The organism is Neokomagataea anthophila (genome assembly GCF_018122595.1).
GTDB lineage: Bacteria > Pseudomonadota > Alphaproteobacteria > Acetobacterales > Acetobacteraceae > Gluconobacter > Gluconobacter anthophilus.
The window spans coordinates 1-13119 of record NZ_JAGRQH010000016.1 but is presented as its reverse complement, the minus strand read 5'-3'; the positions used below and the strand labels follow the sequence as shown (position 1 = coordinate 13119).

Annotated in this window: 12 protein-coding genes and 4 pseudogenes; 10 read left to right on the top strand and 6 right to left on the bottom strand. The window is 51.0% G+C overall.

The window, feature by feature from the left end:
* Nucleotides 1-153 precede the first annotated feature (153 nt).
* The 4 genes and pseudogenes from KB213_RS11760 to KB213_RS11745 all read right to left on the bottom strand — a co-directional run bounded on the left by KB213_RS11760 (nucleotide 154) and on the right by KB213_RS11745 (nucleotide 2159).
* A protein-coding gene (locus tag KB213_RS11760) for an IS3 family transposase (RefSeq protein ID WP_211683390.1) occupies nucleotides 154-1286 on the bottom strand; the annotation gives its coding sequence in 2 pieces (ribosomal slippage) (nucleotides 154-1052 and nucleotides 1052-1286; 1134 coding nt in all).
* Nucleotides 1287-1352: 66 nt separating this feature from the next.
* Nucleotides 1353-1493, bottom strand: a pseudogene (locus KB213_RS13185) (Tn3 family transposase); the annotation flags it as partial.
* A gap of 31 nt (nucleotides 1494-1524) precedes the next feature.
* Entirely contained in the window at nucleotides 1525-1857 is a 333-nt protein-coding gene (locus tag KB213_RS11750) for a glyoxalase superfamily protein (RefSeq protein ID WP_456306879.1), read from the bottom strand.
* 119 nt (nucleotides 1858-1976) lie between these two features.
* On the bottom strand, nucleotides 1977-2159 hold the full coding sequence (locus KB213_RS11745; RefSeq protein WP_211683392.1) for a hypothetical protein: 183 nt from the start codon (nucleotides 2157-2159) through the stop codon (nucleotides 1977-1979).
* A gap of 400 nt (nucleotides 2160-2559) precedes the next feature.
* Here KB213_RS11745 and KB213_RS11740 point away from each other — a divergent pair, with 400 nt between their 5' ends.
* Both KB213_RS11740 and KB213_RS11735 read left to right on the top strand, forming a co-directional pair.
* Entirely contained in the window at nucleotides 2560-2811 is a 252-nt protein-coding gene (locus KB213_RS11740; RefSeq protein ID WP_211683384.1) for a type II toxin-antitoxin system Phd/YefM family antitoxin, read from the top strand.
* On the top strand, nucleotides 2808-3074 hold the full coding sequence (locus KB213_RS11735) for a Txe/YoeB family addiction module toxin (RefSeq protein WP_211683382.1): 267 nt from the start codon (nucleotides 2808-2810) through the stop codon (nucleotides 3072-3074). The genes KB213_RS11740 and KB213_RS11735 overlap by 4 nt, the downstream gene beginning before the upstream one ends.
* A 351-nt stretch (nucleotides 3075-3425) precedes the next feature.
* Here the strand turns inward: KB213_RS11735 and KB213_RS11730 are convergent.
* A pseudogene (locus tag KB213_RS11730) lies at nucleotides 3426-4141 on the bottom strand (transposase); the annotation flags it as partial.
* A gap of 193 nt (nucleotides 4142-4334) precedes the next feature.
* Between KB213_RS11730 and KB213_RS11725 the strand changes: the two are divergent.
* Nucleotides 4335-4748 (top strand): annotated as a pseudogene (locus KB213_RS11725) (transposase); the annotation flags it as partial.
* Here the strand turns inward: KB213_RS11725 and KB213_RS11720 are convergent.
* Entirely contained in the window at nucleotides 4722-5771 is a 1050-nt protein-coding gene (locus tag KB213_RS11720; RefSeq protein WP_211683381.1) for a hypothetical protein, read from the bottom strand. The pseudogene KB213_RS11725 and the gene KB213_RS11720 overlap by 27 nt on opposite strands.
* A 183-nt stretch (nucleotides 5772-5954) precedes the next feature.
* On the opposite strand from KB213_RS11720, the gene KB213_RS11715 reads away from it, so the two are divergent.
* The 7 genes and pseudogenes from KB213_RS11715 (at nucleotide 5955) to KB213_RS11685 (ending at nucleotide 12515) form a co-directional block, all read left to right on the top strand.
* Complete coding sequence (locus KB213_RS11715; protein ID WP_211683379.1) at nucleotides 5955-6350, top strand: hypothetical protein; 396 nt, start codon at nucleotides 5955-5957, stop codon at nucleotides 6348-6350.
* An 85-nt stretch (nucleotides 6351-6435) separates the two neighbouring features.
* Entirely contained in the window at nucleotides 6436-9177 is a 2742-nt protein-coding gene (locus KB213_RS11710; protein WP_211683377.1) for an FtsK/SpoIIIE domain-containing protein, read from the top strand.
* A gap of 6 nt (nucleotides 9178-9183) precedes the next feature.
* Nucleotides 9184-9462: a hypothetical protein gene (locus KB213_RS11705; protein WP_211683374.1), complete on the top strand. Its 279-nt coding sequence runs from the start codon at nucleotides 9184-9186 to the stop codon at nucleotides 9460-9462.
* Nucleotides 9459-9743, top strand: a complete 285-nt coding sequence (locus KB213_RS11700; protein WP_211683372.1) for a hypothetical protein — start codon at nucleotides 9459-9461, stop codon at nucleotides 9741-9743. The genes KB213_RS11705 and KB213_RS11700 overlap by 4 nt, the downstream gene beginning before the upstream one ends.
* Before the next feature lie 27 nt (nucleotides 9744-9770).
* On the top strand, nucleotides 9771-10766 hold the full coding sequence (locus tag KB213_RS11695) for a coiled-coil domain-containing protein (protein ID WP_211683370.1): 996 nt from the start codon (nucleotides 9771-9773) through the stop codon (nucleotides 10764-10766).
* Nucleotides 10763-11200 carry a hypothetical protein gene (locus KB213_RS11690; protein WP_211683368.1) on the top strand — a complete coding sequence of 146 codons (438 nt, stop codon included), beginning with the start codon at nucleotides 10763-10765 and terminating at the stop codon, nucleotides 11198-11200. Before KB213_RS11695 ends, KB213_RS11690 begins: the two co-directional genes overlap by 4 nt.
* A 736-nt stretch (nucleotides 11201-11936) precedes the next feature.
* Nucleotides 11937-12515: pseudogene (locus KB213_RS11685) on the top strand (IS6 family transposase).
* Nucleotides 12516-13119: the final 604 nt, after the last annotated feature.

The window sequence follows — 13119 nt, the reverse complement described above, 5'->3', positions numbered from 1 at the left end:
GCTCGTCAGGCTCATAACCTGAAGGCCGTAGGTTCAAATCCTACCCCCGCAACCAGTGTATCCTGCACTAAGAACCGATCAAGAACGCCAGCAGCCGAATGATGCAGCGCGTCTTTGGACTTGTGACGGTTTTGTGCCGGTGAGTGATCTTGATTACGCGGCTTTAGCCTCGAAAGCGAGAGGGCTGATGCTGCCCAGATATGAATGGCGCCGCCGTGGGTTATAAAAACCGTTGATGTATTGGAAGATGGCGGCGGTTGCTTGTCGGCGTGTCGACCATGCCTGCCGCCAGAGGAGCTCGGCTTTCAAGCTTTTGAAGAAGGTCTCCACGGCAGCATTATCATAGCAATTTCCCTTGCTCGACATGGACGCGATCATCTCGTTTTCAACCAACTGTTTCTGAAAATCATACGCGCAGTATTGGCTGCCGCGATCGGAGTGAAAAATGCAGCCTGGTGGAGGGGTGCGCAGCCGTACCGCCATATCGAACGCCCGTATGGCGAGATCCTTTTTCATGCGGTCGCTTGCTGCCCAGCCAATGACGCGCCTGCTGAACAGGTCGATGACAACGGCGAGGTAGAGCCACCCTTCGTTTGTCCAGAGATAACTGATATCGCCTGCCCACTTTTGGTTGGGGGCTGCCGCCTGAAAATCACCATCCAGAAGATTGTTAGCAAAACCAAGCGTATGTCGGCTATCCGTCGTCACTTTGTGGCGACGCGTGCGTATAGGCCGGATCCCGTTCGCTTTCATTAACCGACCGACGCGACGCTCCCCAACATCAAGCCCTGTAGCCTTGAGTTCCGCGGTCATCCGAGGGCGGCCATAGGTTTGATGGCTCAAGGTATAATACTCCCGGATATGCGCTAATACCTTTAAATCCGTGCGTTGGCGTTGAGAAACAGGCCTGGAAACCCAGGCGCGATATCCCCGTGGGGAGACATGCAAAACCCGGCAGAGACGGTCGATAGACCATCTCTCACGATGCTCACGAATAAAAGAAAACCTCACGTCTTTTGGCTCGCAAAGAACTGTGTGGCTTTTTTTAAGATTTCCCTCTCCTCCCGTAAAATACGGTTTTCACGGCGTAAACGCTCATTCTCACGGGCAAGGTCTGTCTGCGCATCAAGGGATGTGTCATCGGTCGGACGATACTGAGAAATCCAATGTGACAGCGTCGATTTGCCAACGCCCAGATCCGAGGCAACACGTCCGCGCGGTAAACCGCTGGTCAGGGCAATCCTTACCGCCTCACGACGGAATTCTTCTGTCTGCTTCACTGCCATAATGTCTTGTCTCCAAGTGAAAGAGTAAAATACTCAATTCACCGGCACAAAACCGGCACAAGTCCAATCAAGGTTGATACGATTGCGTGCCAACCCGTTCAACAAGGCGTAATCGGCAGTTTTATCGATGCGCCAGAAACGGGCATCGCCGATATCGGCGAGCCTAGGGCTGAGTTGGTATCCAAGCAACCAGAACAGCCCGAATAGGGGGCGGTTCCGGCTGGGGCGAAATGACACCCTAAGCAAAGACGGCGGTCGAGCAGGGCGACCCAACCACTATTTTTCTATTGACGTCGCTGGCAAAATCTAATTCGGTTCCCGAATGGATCGTGCACTTGCAGTTGATCGCCCCATGGCAGCGGCTCAATGCCGGAGCGACTGTAGTAATAGTTTTGGCAATCAGTTCCGCGTGCAGATCGTGCGCCTCGATTGTCCAGATGAACGTCGTCGAACCGGGGCTTGCGTCACCATGATGCTCAAAGAGATGCAACTCAAAGTCGTTTCGCTTAATCGCCATATACAGGGGCAACCCCGGCTCGTGCCTTTGCTCCATGATGACCTTGAATCCCAGAAAGTCAGGCTCTGTTGCAAAGTTCTAAAATTGCCGTTTTCGTGTTGATTCCGATATAAATAACTTACTGATTTTATATGTGTTTGGATTTTTGTATCAACCTAAAATCAGCCAAAAAATCAACTTTGCAACAGCGCCCGGACCTGCTCCTTGGTGGTCACACCATCATGGATCTTCTGATCAATGGAGGCACCGGTCTCGTTTTTGAGGGGTTCGTTGCCTTCCGAGACACAGCCTGTCAGGGCGATCAGCCCCGTGAGAGACAGTGTAACGGCAAGGGTTTTGAGAAGACGTGCAGACATGCGGGATCCTTTGCTATTTTTGCAAAAACAGTTGCTAGGTCGTGTCGTCAGTGACGTGTTCCCCGAACAGCGACAATATTTGAGTGAAATTAAGCTCGTTTTTGGTTGATTAAGCTGCCTGTTTTTGCGGCGAGATTGCCTTTTGATAGACCTCATTTGGCGTTTGCCTAGCAAACGTTGAATGAGGTCTATCAGCGTTATAATAGTCGAACCTCTGCGCCAAGCCTTTTCACAGTTCTGTGCCATGAGCAAGGGCGTGGAGATACACGCATTCATACTTCACCCACGGCCAGCGTTTACGTATCGTTTTCAAAACCTATCAATCTGCTGCACTATCTTAAATTCCTCCTTTACTTGTACCGTATTTTGTACTTATATAGACATATTAAGGAGAGTCTAAATGGATGTTTTGACCTATTCTGACGCCCGCGCTCAACTAAAAGGCGTCATGGATCGTGCAATCCATGACAAACAAGAAGTTGTTGTCACACGTAAAAATGGTGAGGCTGTTGTAGTAGTATCTTTGGATGCTTGGAACGCTGTCAACGAGACGCTGTACCTCTTATCCACTCCCCAAAATGCATCCCGCTTACGAACATCCATTACACAGCTCAATGCTGGCATAGGTAAAGAACATGAGATAATCGAGTGAAACTTGTTTTTTCAGATCCCGCGTGGGAAGATTATCTATACTGGATCAAAGCCGACGATAAAATACATGAGCGGATCAATGAATTTATCAAGCAGTGCAAACGAGCCCCTTTTAAAGGAACCGGCAAACCCGAACCATTGAAAGGGGATTTAACAGGCTGGTGGTCCCGGCGAATTTCTCAGGAGGATCGTATGGTTTACCGCGTTAGAGGCACTGGTGCCGATCAAGCCTTAGAGATTGCGCAACTACGTTTCCATTATTGATACGGTCGTCAAAATTCTGTCACGACTGGTGACCAGTCATGAACCTTTAGAGCTTCGTCATCTTTAGCAACATGCGCATCAGGCCTAGATTCCACAAATTATAATACTTTGAGAATTTTATAAAATACTTTCACGTTTAAGACCCAGCTTGGGGCAAGGCATTCTTGCACAAATGTGTTCAGACTAACCCCACGTGCAGCAGCCATTTTAACAGCCTGGAGGGATCGAAGAACTGTTGAGTGATGGTTTTCCGGCGTATGGCTGTGTGGATTAACAGCTGAATTTAAGACTTTCGGATGCGATTTTTTTCTCGCCTTGAGAGCGGGAGAGCGCTCTCCTCCCTAATTGCTACGCGGCGGCATTGGTCGCCTTCCACTTCCGGATCAGTCTGAATCTCCGGTCGATAGAAATATGGGATTTGTAGCCAAAGAATGGGATCACAAGATCTGACGACGGTATGTTGCCGTCATCCTGCAGCTTCGCCTTCGTGAACTTCAGCGTCCAGTGGGCGTGTCGGTCCTTGTGGGATAGCTTTGAGGGTTTACTCTGCCAATCTTGAGGGATCCGCCCTTCCCGAATATCGGCTTTCTCAGCACTGGTGTTGCGCTGCTTGGGAGCGGCAACCAACGTGGCGTCGAGGATCTGACCTGACATTGGCAGATAGCCCGCATCAGCAGGGTCGCGTCAAAGCGTTCAAATAGCCTTCCAATCGCGCCAGCCTGCGTCAGGCGTTCACGAAACAGCCAGACCGTTTTGGCATCCGGAACGCGGTCCGAAAGCCCCAAGCCAAGGAAACGCATGAAGGAGAGCCGGTCATTGATTAGGTATTCCGTCCGGTCGTCGGACAGATTGTTCAACGTCTGGATCACCAGAATTTTGAACACCAGCACCGGATCAAAAGGTGGGCACCCGCCTTTGCTGCCATCCGCATAGGCCAGAGCCTTGTCCAACTTAGGACGAAATACCTCAAAATCTACAGTCCGGGAAAATGCTTCGAGCTGATCACCAAGCCCACTCAGCCGAGCAAGCCGCTCTTCAACGTCAAAGAACCCAGACTGCTTCATCACCATCCCAATCCCATCAACTCACAAGAAAGAGAATCACAGGGTAGGGATCAAAACTGGGGGGGGGGGCGAACCCTCCAGCGACCCTGTTTTACCGCAAATTATACGAGATTATTGCCGAAGAAGCTGCGGATAACACTGTTGTTTCCGGTGAAGTAGAAGTCGATGAAAGCTATTTGGCGGCCATCGCAAAGGCAAACATGGACGTGTAGCCGCTGGGAAAGTCGCTGTTTTTGGGCTCTTGAAGCGTGACGGGCGGGTCCATGCGGTCATCATTCCGAATGCAAGTTCCTACACTCTATTGCCCATTATACACGAAAAAGTACAAATACAATCAATCGTCTATAGAGATTTATGGCACGCTTATAACAAGCTCGATATCTCAGAATTTCACCATAAACGTATCAATTACACAAAACGCTTTGCGGACGAGCGCAATCATATTAACGGCATCTCCTGGCAGCACTTCCCGCTCTTCCTTGCGGGATGCGTCTGGCGCTTCAATGAACGATCACCCATCGCAAGGATGCAGATCCTCGCAAAATGGGCTAATATCCGGCTAACGCTCACTTATGTAACACTCTTACTTATGCCAGCCCAAAATTTGTAAGAAAGCCGTTGTGACGTGTATCGCAAGTTGAGGCGGAAGGTCAGGAATAAGTCTGTCGATAGGCCCGAAAAAAGAGGCCAGTCGTGTTTCAGCCGCTGCTGTCTGAACCGCCAGTCCGAACGGGGTCAGTATACCACCATATTCAGCGGTTGTGGCGGTAAAAACGGCCATCGTTGTGCGAGTTAAAGGATCTGTTGTCGGCAGGAAAGGCAAGAAAGCGATAATTGCGATCGTTCCCGACGTTGCGATCGTTCGACGCATAGGTAGGAGAGGTCTTTGCCACAAAAGAAGTGCTTTTAAAAAGTTGTAGAAACCGATCGCCATGCCAATTCCTGCAAAAATTAGTAATATGGCGCGCGCACGTGCGGTGACAATTTGGATATTATAGGTTCGACAATTGCCCGATATTATACAGTTCTTAATTTGAGCATCAACCGGGTGCAACAGCGGCCATAAATCGTTCAACGCAACTGAGGTTGGTCCGTTCACGGCGTGAGGGAGGTCAAGAAGAGGCACGAATGTGAGCAACATCCGCGCCGCGGGGTTAGTATCTGCGTTAATGCCATTATGAACCACGCTTAATGTATCGGAGGATGTCGAGTCAGCATATCCATAGAGCACATGTAATTGCCGTAATTCGGTCCGCTCCACCACTATTACGGCAGCACCCTGGATAACAGCATGTACAATAGCGATCAGAACGGTGTGCACAACGATGCCTGTAAATCCGCCAGCGCTCAGTAGGCGTTTCTTACTGCTGGCGTAGCCGTCAGGCAGGGTTTTCCAGCCCCAGCTCAAGAGGGCGCTTCCTACGCCAGCCCATAGGCACGCAAGGCCAAGTAGCACGAAAAATTCCTGCAGACTGGAGATGGGACGGGATAAGATTGTGACCAGTATCGAGTTTGTAACAAGATAGAATAACGCCAAAGCCGCCATTGTCCGTCCGGCGATACGTGTGCGCCATTTATGGGCTACAAGACGTGTTTTATCGTCAACCAGAGTCTCTACGTTCAAATCCGTCATGGTGCTATTATAATTCCTTATCGTCGGTTTATGCGGGGTCTTCAATTTAGGCGTATAATGAGAGAAATTTATCGTTCCGTGTCTATTGTCATTACTGAAAAAATAATACACATATAAAGCTATATCGCGATGATCGTGATTCTCAAATGTGATGATTTTTAGTACGGATGCGTTGAAGCGAATATGTCTGATACTATCGATATAGACCTGATGAGCGCTGATATCCGAAAAATTCAAGAAATTTGTAGAGCGCATTCCAGCAGCCGCTCTCAACTCGATCAAGCTGTTCAACAAATGAAAGATCTCCGTAAGCGATTGCCGGACGGTTTGTGGCCGTCCGTTGCCGGGCAGGAAGGCAATGTCCAAGCCGTGCACGGTGCGTTGACGTCGCGTGCGCGCGACCTTACTTCGTCGTTCAACAATTATTCCGGTGCTTTGAGCGCACTACGTCAGGCCGAGCAGCGCGCTCAAGAGGTTGTTGAACAATTTGGCCAAAAAGAAGGTGGTAATATATCGATCCCGAAAGTTATCGGTGTATTGGTTCTCGTTATTATCGTCTGGAGAGTGATCTTTGGCTAGTGGAATACCCCCAAGCACCGAATTTTCGCGTGCGGACGACCTTATCGCAGCACTGCGGAAATTACCCAAGACGGAGGCCGGAAGGGTGGCGTCCGAGGGTATTGCAACGGCACAGAAAGGGGTAAGGGCGACAGGGGCAGGTCTAGCCGCTGCGGTTCCGCCGGCTGCGCAAGCACTGGAAGACGGCCTGGCGCTTTTGGCGGGGCCATATCGGGCGCAAAATTTTCCCAGCACAGTGGATGCCTTGCGCAAGAAGGTCGCAGCAGATTTTTTAAAGCTTCCTCTAGTGCATTCGGCCTCGTTTGGTTCTGATTTTGTTTTCGGAGCGCCAGTTGATCGCACGCAAGCGTGGGATGAATGGTCGCCTACACCCGTCCCGAATCTGACGCGTAGTAACAATGATGCCGCGTTGTTGCGTTGGGGGGGGGGCAATCAGACAGAACCGGACTGTCTACCGTTTTGCGCCCTGCCGTTGATAGGCGACCGTTCATGGGTTATCCGTTCCGATAATGCATCAGTGGATCGTGCGCAGAAACTCATGCAGGCGTTGGTACTACGGTTAGCATGTGCCTTGCCGCAGATGTCACGCTTTACGTTACTTGATCCGTTAAATTATGGCGCCGTTTTTCCTATGCGGCGATCGTTGCCAAACGTCCGCGATATCGATGCCGATCCGGGGCGGGGATTGGCAGAAATCCATGATGATATGCGCCGGATTGTTGCCGACGTCATAGGTTACCTCGACAATTTCGAGGCCCTTCCGCCGGAGATTAAGGCTGCTGAGCGTTACGAATTTGTGGTCGCTGCCAATTGTCCCGAAGCCTCCCAATACACGCCAGAAGTCATTCGACGCCTAATAGATATTGGGCGCGCCGGTCCGCGGGCTGGTCGTTATCTGATCCTGCATATTAATGTGGATGCGCCATTGCCGCATGGGGTTGATCTCGGCGCGCTCGGAGATCCACATGTAATCGATCTAACAAAAAATCAAAATACACATGCGGATGTTCCCCCTTCAGCAGCCCTGCAGCAGAAAATTTTGGCAAGCATCCAGAGTGCTAAACCACAAACACGTTCCGCAGGATTTGGTGACATTTTGCCCGCAAGTGATGCGCTGTGGCACGGGGATGCGACGGTACGCATCGAAACGTCTTTGAGTGGTCGCAATGATGGCGTGCGAGTGACGTTTGGTGAACGCGAACGTGGCACCGGAATTGTGCATGGCGTTCTAGCAGCCACAGCTGGTGCGGGTAAATCGAATCTATTGCATGCTTTGATTCTCGGGGCGACGGCGACTTATTCTCCAGAAGAATTACAACTTTATCTTCTCGACCTTAAGCAGGGGGTAGAGTTCCAGTCCTACCGAAGCCTGCCACACGCTGCGGTGGTGGCGTTCAACTCCGATCCTGCGTTGGCGCGTGCGGTGCTATCAGAACTTAAGGTCGAGATGGAGCGTCGGTTCGACACGTTGTTTAGACCGGCAGGTGTCCAAAAACTCGAAGAGTATAGGACTGCGGGCTCACCCTATGGTCCAGCCCCTCGTATTTTGCTGATCGTGGATGAATATCAGGTCCTGTTTCAGGATGGCGATACAACGGAAGTTTCGGATAACCTGCGTCAGCTCTCACAGCAAGGGCGCGCAGCAGGGGTGCATATGTTGCTCGTTTCGCAAACGTTCCGCGCCCAGGGAATGCAGTTTTCGGAGCAAATATTTAACAACGTACAGCTTCGCTTAGCGATGAGTTTGTCGGCCGGGACCGCGCAATCCCTGACGGAATTCGAGCGTGAGGGCAAGGCCCTAATTCGTAACTGCGATGCGCCCGGAAAAGTTCTCGTCAACGACCATGCAGGCCGGGACGGCAATAACGCGCTGGGGCAGGTGGTCCATGTCACGACCGAAGATCGCGAAGCACTTTTGTCCGAATTCGGGCGCTTAGCGGCGACATGGCCAGAGGAAAAGCGTGCGCAATGGCCAAAGACGCAATTGTTCGATGGGAATAGTGCCCCTCCTCTGGCTGAAATGACGTTGGCACAAGCGATGTCTCGGACTGGGAGCGCACTCGCCGCGTCAGACCTGACGGCTCTTGCGGCTCTGACCGCTGCCCAAGGCGGCTTCGATCTTCCAGACTGGCGGGCAGGTGACCGCCCCCTTCCCATATCGCTGGGGCGTGCTTATGCGATGCATGGCGAGGCGCTGTGTGTGCTTGGTCGCCTTCCGGCGCAAAACCTATTGCTTCTGGGTAGTCTCTCGAAAACCCGCGCTAATTTTCTGGCAGGAGTGATCCAGTCGCTGAAGTGTCTTGATGTCGATACAACCGGCCCGATTTTAATCATAGATGGATCGGGCGATCCTGAAATCGATGCACTAGTTGCCTCGTTCGGCGATCGTGCACAGGTTTTACGTAATGAGGCTGACATGACCTCCGCTCTGAAAAATGGAGAGGGACATGATGTGCTGCTAATGCTAGAGCCGGACCGGATCGGCGGCTTCCTGAGGCCGACGGATGTTCTGAGGCGCAGCGTCCTGTGTGACCTCCTAGATCAGCGTTTGCGGGATGGACCACGAGCGGGTCAACATACAATCTGCTTGTTCTCCACGCTCAAAGCCATGGAGAACGTTGTGGGACGTCGGGGTGTCAGTGCGTTCTCCTGGCGAGGCACGACGCAGGTGTCGCGTGAGGACAGTCAGGATTTGCTGGGCAGTCGCTTGGCGTCGTCGCTCGAGCGGGTCGGGCGCGGACCGCGGCCAGCGCTTCTGGCCGATATCAACAACAACCGCAATACGCGCTTCCTACCTTGGGATGCCGTGTCTTCAGCGCCGAATTGATCGCCCATGGAATCTCTCGACACGACTTATGAGCGTATGCGTGCCTTTCGTGACGCACTCGACCACTTCGACGAGCGTCTGGGCGAAACATATCGACAATTGACCGCGAGGCATGAAGATGCCCGCGATCTCTGGCGCGATCGTTTTGCGGTCGATTATGCTGCGGTGTGGGCTCCGTGGGAGGAGAGCCTACGGCGCTGGTGTTTGGAGGAAGGGCCGCGTTATCGGGAATTCGTAACGGAACGTCACCTTATTTTAGGGCGCTACCTGGAGATGGAGCGATGACAGATGCGACGAACCTGATCAGTCGCTTGACGGAATATGATCAAGCGCTGACGGTACATCTTTCTGTAATGCAAGATGAATTCCGCGATCTTGAGCGTGCTTGGGCGGCGTTGTCTGACGTATATGAGGGTAATGCTGCGGAGCAATTTCGAACGGTATTTCTAGCAGCGGCGGCGCGGATGCGGGACTATGAAGGTGGGACGCGGGATTTACAGGCAATCCTTCAGCGGCAAATAGACCACTTACGCGATTTCGACCGCCCGGCGGAATTCCTTGCTTGATTAAAATAAACAACCGGAACGTTCCTGATGCTTGACCCGCGCCGCCTCGTCATTCTGCTAGACGAACTCGATGGCGAAATTCGCAGACCGGTCGGACAAATCTCCGAGGTTCAAGAGACGGCGCGTCAAATGCACAGCTCATTATGCGCCGAGCATGAACGCTTGACCAGCATTGCCGGTACGATGCTGTCTGAGGCAGAACTGGCATGCGCGGAGGCTACGCACGCAGAAGCAAACGCGCAGGATCTTGTTAACCAAGGTACTAACACTGTCAGTCGGCTGAATAGTGGTGTTTCTAGGGCATGGCAAGTTGTCACAATGGGGCGCCAGACCGAGGCGGAATGTAAATCGCGCGTGTCTGAGGCCGAACAAGAAGTCCGTCGGGCTGAGGGCATGGTCAGGGAGGCAGAACGCCGTTACAATGACGCTGTAAGAGATCTCAGCGCTGCTGAGCAGACATTATCCCGCGCGGAAAACGACCTATCATATTGTAATAGTCAGACTTGGAAGGATGCGGAGGGTAAAACACATTACCCAGATTGTTTAGCCTATGAGGATGCTGTGTCAAAGGCGACAGAGGCTATGACGAAGGCTACAGGGGAACGGAATAATGCCGAGAGAGAATTAGAGGATGCGAATTCCGTATTAAAATCCGCCTCGGAGAAGCTGGAAAAATGCCTCAGAAATTTGTCAGAGGCAACAAATGCCCTGATGAGTGCGGAAAACGGTAAGAGTATTGCCGAGGGGGCGCTGCAGGAAGCGGAGTCCGGCATGGCGCATGCCAACGCAGCCTTGGACCATGCTCGTGCACAAGTAACACAGGCGCAGGCCGCACTGAATGCAACCACGGACGCACGTAACAAATTGATCCTTGCGGGGACAAATATTGCATCTGTTGATGCGATATTGCGTAATTTGCAAACGCTTGTACAGGGGGCGACTGATCTTATGTCGGAAGCACGGCGGCAATTCGGCGTAAAAATTGACGCCTTGCAGGATTTCGATCGAGGAATGTCCCTATGAGTATTGGTGACGGCATCGCCTTTCTTGACACACAAGCGACCCGCAGCGATGACGACCGTGCGCTCGGGAGGTCTGCCATCCGACGATGGCAGGATTGTGCCGATGATGCGCGCCGAGCGTGGAGAGATCAAACGGCGCAGCATATATTTACGCAGATGCTTGATCCGCTTCTAAACCACCTGGAGGAAGGACTATCCTGCGCCGGGACTTTAGCGTTGACGCATGAACAAACAATTGGCAACTTACGCTCCATCGCGGGAGAACTCGATATTTCGGTCGCAGCAATGGTGATGGCCCAGAATTTAACACCGCTCGTTCAACAGTCTGGGCGCAATGCGAGTCACTGCCTTAACCGAGCGCACAACGATTATGACCAGGCCATGGGAATACTCGGGGAGGCCGAATCTAGATTATCTTCTTTGTCGCATCCGTAGTGATAAAAAATAACCTAGAAACAATACTATTCGATTGAGTCTCCATCACTGTTGCGATGATAAAAATAGAGACATATCATTCCCAATGGGGCCAGTATAAATGAGAAAATCCAGCAAAAAATCATAATTGTAATTTTTATACCTAATTTTAAGTAAAACAATATAAATCCACGGACGTTTATTTCTACTTCGCCGAAGATGTAATCTATGGCTTCTTCGTAAAAAAATCTAGAATATGGATATAGAAGGGTACAAATAATAGAAAAAATAATAATGTCTACATTTAGATTTTTACTTCCAATATTAATATATATTGAAAGTGCGAATATTGCACACCCAATTATGAATTGTTTTATGTAGTATACTCCAGATAGGCCTCCAAGTGTTTTATGAAGAAATGTCACAACCATTTTTTGGTTACTCGGTTTAAAATGATGCACAGAGTCATGCTTCATAAAGCAGTATCTCATAATTTTAATAAGGTAATATTTAATTATTTCCATAAAACAATATCCAATACAGATTATACTTGCACCTAGAATGATCAAAAAACCTCTACCATCGGATTTGTGATCAAAGCAATATCGGAGTTCGTCCCCACAAAGACACCAAACTCGACATAAGGTTTCTGCTAGTCTATTAGTTTATAATGAAAATATATAGTTTTTGAGGCTCTGTTGCAAATTTTAGGTCTTGGCTTGAGATTATCGATTGGTGACAATGTGAGTCTGGTCTTATGCGTGATTTTAAGGGACGGCATTTTCGGGATGAGGTGATCCTGTGGGCGGTTCGTTGGTATTGGAAACGTTCGTCCTTTTCCTGTAGCTGGCGGGTGGATGAGACCTACATCAAGGTCAAAGGGAAAGGACGTATCTCTATCTAGCTGTCGATAAAGACGGCGACACAATCGATTTCTACCTGTCGCCGCCTTGGAACGCCAAGGCTGCCAGGCGTTGTCCAGGCAAGGCCATGAACGGACTAACGGATTGGGTAGAAGCCCTAGACGATCAACACAGACAAAGCCCCAACCTACGGCATCGCGAACAAAGAGTTACAACATGAAGGCGAGCTGCCTCGCGCAGTGCAGCACCGGCAGGTGAAATATCTGAATAACGTGATCGAGGCCGATCACGGCAAGATCAAGCAACTGATCAGGCCAGTACGCGGCTTCAAAAATCTCAAAATGGCCTATGCGACCATCAAGGGCTTTGAGGTCATGCGTGCCCTGAAAAAGGGACAGGCCAAACTTTTTCTGTTCCAGGAGGGCATCATGGAAGAAGTGGGCCTGATCGAAGAAAGGCAGTTCGGGATCTAAACCTTCTGAAAAGCCTAAAAATTAGGTCCGCATGAACCGTTTCAGACTTTGCAACAGAGCCGCCAAGACGTCTCTGGACACGGCCTTACGCGACATCAACGACCTCTTGTCGAGGGGGTACTGACGAGCGAGGCGGCGGGTGGGCGTAGCACGAGTTATGTGCTTGTTTTCCCTGTGCCATAGGGTCATGTCAAACGTGTTCAATGAAGCCGCTCGCGAGCCGCAATTCTCTTCGGTTGTGTGCCCCCGCAACCATCTCTCAATAAAATCTCTTTATTGCCTTCAACCGCACGGTCACTCCGATCCCATGCGGATGCACGCGTCGGTGCAGCTGGCAATAACACTCAACGCTATGCGCGAATAGAACCACCATAACTGAGTGGTGCGCCCTAGGCTCAGGGCCTATTAATTTCTTGAGTTGAGCGGGCTGTTGTGATTCACAGGTTTACCGATGGAGGGTAGGCCAGTGAGTGATGTGTTTTTGCTTTCTGAGCGCCAGATGGCACGGATCAGGCCATTTTTTCCTCTGGCGCATGGTGTGCCGCGTGTTGACGTGCTCCCCGGAAATGTATCCATTTTAAAGTAGATTCCGTTGGATAAGGAA

What these genes read in the sequence shown, in the direction of transcription:
- KB213_RS11745 (WP_211683392.1), bottom strand. Translation starts at nt 2,159, where the DNA reads ATGTCTGCACGTCTTCTCAAAACCCTTGCCGTTACACTGTCTCTCACG.
- KB213_RS11740 (WP_211683384.1), top strand. Translation starts at nt 2,560, where the DNA reads ATGGATGTTTTGACCTATTCTGACGCCCGCGCTCAACTAAAAGGCGTC.
- KB213_RS11720 (WP_211683381.1), bottom strand. Translation starts at nt 5,771, where the DNA reads ATGACGGATTTGAACGTAGAGACTCTGGTTGACGATAAAACACGTCTT.
- KB213_RS11715 (WP_211683379.1), top strand. Translation starts at nt 5,955, where the DNA reads ATGTCTGATACTATCGATATAGACCTGATGAGCGCTGATATCCGAAAA.
- KB213_RS11705 (WP_211683374.1), top strand. Translation starts at nt 9,184, where the DNA reads ATGGAATCTCTCGACACGACTTATGAGCGTATGCGTGCCTTTCGTGAC.
- KB213_RS11700 (WP_211683372.1), top strand. Translation starts at nt 9,459, where the DNA reads ATGACAGATGCGACGAACCTGATCAGTCGCTTGACGGAATATGATCAA.
- KB213_RS11695 (WP_211683370.1), top strand. Translation starts at nt 9,771, where the DNA reads ATGCTTGACCCGCGCCGCCTCGTCATTCTGCTAGACGAACTCGATGGC.
- KB213_RS11690 (WP_211683368.1), top strand. Translation starts at nt 10,763, where the DNA reads ATGAGTATTGGTGACGGCATCGCCTTTCTTGACACACAAGCGACCCGC.